The 5,106-nt window shown below is 57.4% G+C and carries 5 protein-coding genes; 3 read left to right on the top strand and 2 right to left on the bottom strand.

The window, feature by feature from the left end:
• Position 1: 1 nt before the first annotated feature.
• Complete coding sequence (locus ACILQA_RS09625; RefSeq protein ID WP_395629496.1) at positions 2 to 688, bottom strand: YggS family pyridoxal phosphate-dependent enzyme; 687 nt, start codon at positions 686 to 688, stop codon at positions 2 to 4.
• Between the two features lie 59 nt (positions 689 to 747).
• Here ACILQA_RS09625 and ACILQA_RS09620 point away from each other — a divergent pair, with 59 nt between their 5' ends.
• Positions 748 to 1,260, top strand: coding sequence for a thiamine phosphate synthase (locus tag ACILQA_RS09620; protein ID WP_395629495.1), 513 nt, complete (start codon positions 748 to 750; stop codon positions 1,258 to 1,260).
• Here the strand turns inward: ACILQA_RS09620 and ACILQA_RS09615 are convergent.
• Positions 1,257 to 2,006 (bottom strand): hypothetical protein, encoded by a 750-nt coding sequence (locus ACILQA_RS09615; RefSeq protein WP_395629494.1) that lies wholly within the window; start codon positions 2,004 to 2,006, stop codon positions 1,257 to 1,259. The genes ACILQA_RS09620 and ACILQA_RS09615 overlap by 4 nt on opposite strands.
• A 247-nt stretch (positions 2,007 to 2,253) precedes the next feature.
• On the opposite strand from ACILQA_RS09615, the gene ACILQA_RS09610 reads away from it, so the two are divergent.
• Entirely contained in the window at positions 2,254 to 2,697 is a 444-nt protein-coding gene (locus ACILQA_RS09610) for a DUF3576 domain-containing protein (RefSeq protein WP_324479110.1), read from the top strand.
• Positions 2,698 to 2,702: 5 nt separating this feature from the next.
• On the top strand, positions 2,703 to 5,106 hold a 2,404-nt coding region (gene leuS, locus ACILQA_RS09605), incomplete at its 3' end, for a leucine--tRNA ligase (RefSeq protein ID WP_395629493.1).

Here is a 5,106-nt window from a genome sequence, read left to right as displayed (position 1 = left end):
CTTAAACGGGGCTGCTGCGCGCGCCAAATAAGGCCGTACCAACGCGGACATAGGTCGCGCCCATCATGATCGCGGTGTCGAAATCGTCCGACATGCCCATGCTCAGTTGCGGCAAATCATGACGCGCCGCCAACTCGGCCAACAATGCAAAAAATGGCGCGGCCTCAATCGATGCTGGCGGTATGCACATCAGCCCGGCCAATGGAACGCCGCTGTCCTTTGCCGCCGCAATCAATGCAGGCAGTTCCGAAACCGCGCAGCCACCCTTTTGCTCTTCAGCGCCGATGTTCACTTGAATGAAGCACGGGATGTATCGCGCCTGCTTTTCCATCGCCTTGCCAAGCGCCGTGACCAGCGAAAGCCGGTCAACCGAATGGATCATATCGAACAAGGCGACCGCTTCGTCCGCTTTGTTGGATTGAAGCTGCCCGATCAGATGCAATTGCACGCCGGGGTGGCGCTCCTTCAACGCGAGCCATTTGGTTGCCGCTTCCTGAACGCGGTTTTCACCGAAGAGCATTTGGCCTTCGTGAATGAGCGGCTCAATATCTTCGGCCGCGCGGGTTTTCGACACCGCAATCAAATGAATGTCTTCGGGCGCACGCCGGGCCATCTTGGCGGCTGCCGCCATGCGTTCACGGATTGCGGCCAAAGGGCCGGTGGTCGTTTCTGGTGTCGCTTCCTGCATAGCGCGACGCTATAGGCAGAACTATGCCGCGAAGCCACCCCCTGCCGAAGATCTGGCTGATGACCGATGAACGATTGGGGGATGACCTGTTGCCCGCCATTCAACGGCTTCCCGCACGATCGGGCGTTATCTTCCGACATTATCATTTGGACGCGGCGGCACGAAAATTGCTGTTCGGGCAAGTCATGCGCATGTGTCGGCGGCGCGGGCATGTTCTTCTGCTGGCGGGGGACGAGCGGACGGCGATGCGCTGGCGCGCCGATGGTTTTCATCAAAGAAGCCAGCGCGCGTCGCGATTGCTGCACAGCGCGCCAGTCCATGATGCGCGTGAAATTGCAGACGTGAAGGCGGCAAGCCCAGACCTTTTGTTCCTATCACCAGTCTACGCAACAAACAGTCACCCCGGGGCGCGACCGCTTGGGCCGCTAGCCTTTAACCGGCTGGCAAAAATGGCTTCGTCTAGCCGCATCATCGCGCTTGGCGGCATGAACCGCCAAAACGCACAGATGCTTTCGCCGCAGTTGATCCACGGTTGGGCGGCGATTGATGCGTTTAAGAAAAAGACCGCTTAGAAGCGGATTTTGGTTCCGACATAGACAGCTTCGCTGTCTTTGCGGTTGTCAGCCAATGGAATGACGCGGTCATTTTCGCTGGCGTAACGAACACCGGCGGTCACGTCGATTTTACGGCTGATTGAGAAGCTTCCGCCCACATCAAGCTTATAATCGCCCGAGGCTGCGCTGCCGCGTGCTGGCGGTGCCAATTCGCGGCTCTGGTCCAATTTGATATTCGTGCTGAACTTGCTTGGCTTACGCGCGGTTTCGTCCAGCGAGAAGCTGCTTTTTCCAAGCTCGCTCAAAGGTGTTTTGACTCCGCGACGTTGCGCAGCAGGCAATGCAAAACCTTGCCAGCCCTTTGATGCTGTCAAACGATAGTCCACCGCCGAAAGGCGAAGGCCCTTGCCCGCACCGACTTCGTTGGTTGCCAGCGCATTGCGGATGGAAACGGCGCCAGCGGTCAAACGCGAATTGGCGCGCGCTGCGACTGTAATCGTGCGGCTGTCACCGGCGTTTGCAGGCGTAAATGGGAAGCGCGCATTTGGTTCAATGCGTGCGGCCGAGAATTTCTGTGCCAAAACACTGTCACCACCCGCAGGCGTGAACATCGAAATCCAGCTTGGTCCAGCCGACGGCTCTTCGGAAAAAGCCTTTGCAGCGAATGCAGGAACAACAAGAGGCGACACCGCGAGCGAACCCGTTGCTAGCAATGCTGCCGCAATGGTCGCGTATTTCCGCTTATATGCCCGCTTCACGTCCATGATACTCGTTCACCGACTCTCCTGTCTTTGGTTGGTATACGCATGCTTTTGGCGATTCAAAAGGGGCCTATCCAATTTATCTTTCGAATAACGTGATTTTTGGCCAAATGTTGCATGATGTCCACAATCACTTAGCGGCACGAAGATGAGCGCAGCATTAATTGCGCGCTGTTCAGCAGCCAGAAAGCTTGCTCCGGACAGCAAGCCGCTATAGAGGTTTCAGATATTCATAGTTCAAGGACATTTTATGCGCACCAACCGCTTGGCACTCATTATTGCGACCGGCAGCCTGTTAAGCTTGGGGCTGCTGTCCGGCTGTGGCGGAAGGGAACGTCCGAAGGCGGATCTCGCGGCCAGCCAAGTCACCACGATCGGCGTAAACAGCTATCTGTGGCGCGCATCGCTTGATGCCTTGTCCTTCATGCCGTTGCTGCAAACCGACTCGTCGGGCGGCGTCATTGTTACGGATTGGTATGTGAACCCGCAAAGCCCTGGCGAGCGCGTTAAGCTGACCATTTCAATCCTTGATCAGGATTTGCGTGCCGATGCCCTGCGCGTCGCCGGCAGCCGCGAAGTTTTGCAAAATGACCAGTGGGTCGCGGCGCCGCTGCGCGCAGCAACCGTCCAAAAGCTTGAGGCGGTCATTCTTACCAAGGCGCGTGACCTTCGCCGGTCTTCAATCACCGGATAATTGTTATGACGAATGTTGAGCGTTTTAACCCGCACGTCGCCGACGCGCGGTGGCAAAAGATTTGGGAAGAACGCAGCAGCTTTGTTGCGGACGATAACTCGACAAAGCCACGTGCCTATGTCCTGGAAATGTTTCCCTATCCATCGGGCCGCATCCATATTGGCCATGTGCGCAACTACACCATGGGTGACGTGTTAGCGCGGTATAAGCGCATGACCGGACATGAAGTGCTGCACCCCATGGGCTGGGACGCCTTTGGCATGCCCGCAGAAAATGCCGCGATGGAGAAAAAGGTCCACCCCGGCGGTTGGACGCGCGACAATATTGCAAACATGAAAGCGCAGCTGAAACGGCTTGGCTTTGCGATTGACTGGACCCGCGAACTCGCGACCTGTGAACCCGAATATTACGGCCATGAACAGGCCTTGTTCCTGAAGCTATATGCCGCTGGGCTCGTCTATCGCAAAGAGTCCGCCGTGAACTGGGACCCTGTCGACATGACGGTGCTTGCCAATGAGCAAGTGATCGACGGCAAGGGCTGGCGTTCGGGTGCGCCTGTTGAACGCCGCAAGCTGAGCCAGTGGTTTTTGAAGATTACCGACTTTGCCGAAGAATTGCTTGTTGGCCTTGGGTCGCTTGACCAGTGGCCCGACAAGGTGCGGTTGATGCAGGAAAATTGGATTGGCAAATCGCAAGGTTTGAAATGCCGGTTCGGCTTTCCGGGCGGTGACGACGGCATTGATGTGTTTACAACGCGCCCCGACACCATGTTCGGCGCAAGCTTTATTGCCATTGCCGCAGACCACCCGGTCGCGCAAAAGCTGACGGCCAACGCGCCTGATTTGCAGGATTTTATCGCGGAATGCCGCAAAGGCGGAACGACAGCGGCCGACATTGAAACCGCTGAAAAGCTTGGCTTCAATACAGGGCTTACCGTTGAGCACCCGCTGGATCCAAGCTGGCACTTACCCGTTTATGTCGCCAATTTCGTATTGATGGATTACGGCACTGGCGCGGTCTTCGGCTGCCCGGCACATGACCAACGCGACCTTGATTTCGCGCGCAAATATGATTTGCCCGTTACCCGCGTCGTGGCCGATGGCGATTTGACCGACAGCCATTTCGACGGAAATGTCGCCTACACCAACCCCGGCGTCATCGTGAATTCGCACTGGATGAACGGTATGACCGTCGATCAGGCCAAGGCTGATGTGATCGCAAAGGCCGAGAAAGAAGGCTGGGGCCAAGGCCAAACGCAATATCGCCTGCGCGACTGGGGCGTTTCGCGCCAGCGTTATTGGGGCACGCCAATCCCGATCATCCATTGTCAGGCATGCGGCGCGGTCCCCGTGCCCAATGACCAGCTGCCGGTAAAATTGCCCGAAGACGTCAGCTTTGACATTCCCGGCAACCCGCTGGATCGTCACCCGACCTGGAGCAAGGTCGACTGCCCGAAATGTCATCAAGAGGCGCGCCGCGAAACCGACACGCTCGATACGTTTGTCGATTCCAGCTGGTACTTCATCCGCTTTGCAAGCCAACCGCATGACAAGCCCTTTGACCGTGCGGCTGCCGAAAAATGGCTGCCGGTTGACCAATATATTGGCGGTGTCGAGCACGCGATTTTGCATTTGCTCTACGCCCGTTTCTGGACCCGTGCGCTCAGCCATATCGGCATGATCGATGTGAAAGAGCCGTTCGCGTCTTTGTTTACGCAAGGCATGGTGACGCACCAAACCTATCAGGATGCCAATGGAACATGGCTGAGCCCCGATCAGGTGCGGCGTGACGGCGACATCTGGACCATCATCGACAGCGGCGCCCCTGCAGTCGCAGGGCGCATTGAAAAGATGTCCAAGTCCAAAAAGAATGTCGTCGATCCCGATGACATTGTGGACCAATATGGCGCCGATGCCGTGCGCTGGTTCATGCTGTCCGACAGCCCGCCCGAACGCGATCTGGAATGGTCCGAGGCGGGGATTGAGGGTTGCTGGCGATTTGTGCAGCGCCTTTGGCGTCTGACAAGTCAGGTCAGTGGCGCCCAAGGTGCCGACAAGGCGCTGGACCGCAAAACGCACCAGATCATTGCCGGCGTCGGCACAGACATTGAAGCGCTCGCGTTCAACAAAGCGGTCGCAAAAATCTATGACCTTGCCAATGCCATTGAAAAGGCAGCGCCGTCGGCAAGCCGCGACACAGCGATCCGCACAATCGTCACATTGTCTGCGCCGATGGTTCCGCATTTGGCCGAAGAAGCATGGACGCAGCTTGGCGCGGCAACGGGCGGCGGCCTTATCGCCGACGCACCTTGGCCGCAGGTCAACCCTGACCTGCTGGTGGAAGACGAAGTGACCATTGCCATTCAGGTGAAGGGTAAGCTGCGCGATACGCTGACCGTTGCCAAGGGAC

It is taken from the genome of Sphingorhabdus sp., assembly GCF_044239005.1.
GTDB lineage: Bacteria > Pseudomonadota > Alphaproteobacteria > Sphingomonadales > Sphingomonadaceae > Sphingorhabdus_B.
This window is presented reverse-complemented; position numbering and strand designations above follow the sequence as displayed.

Excerpts from the sequence above, each read along its gene's own strand:
- ACILQA_RS09610 (WP_324479110.1), top strand. The coding sequence starts at position 2,254 with ATGCGCACCAACCGCTTGGCACTCATTATTGCGACCGGCAGCCTGTTA.
- ACILQA_RS09625 (WP_395629496.1), bottom strand. The coding sequence starts at position 688 with ATGCAGGAAGCGACACCAGAAACGACCACCGGCCCTTTGGCCGCAATC.
- ACILQA_RS09620 (WP_395629495.1), top strand. The coding sequence starts at position 748 with ATGACCGATGAACGATTGGGGGATGACCTGTTGCCCGCCATTCAACGG.
- ACILQA_RS09615 (WP_395629494.1), bottom strand. The coding sequence starts at position 2,006 with ATGGACGTGAAGCGGGCATATAAGCGGAAATACGCGACCATTGCGGCA.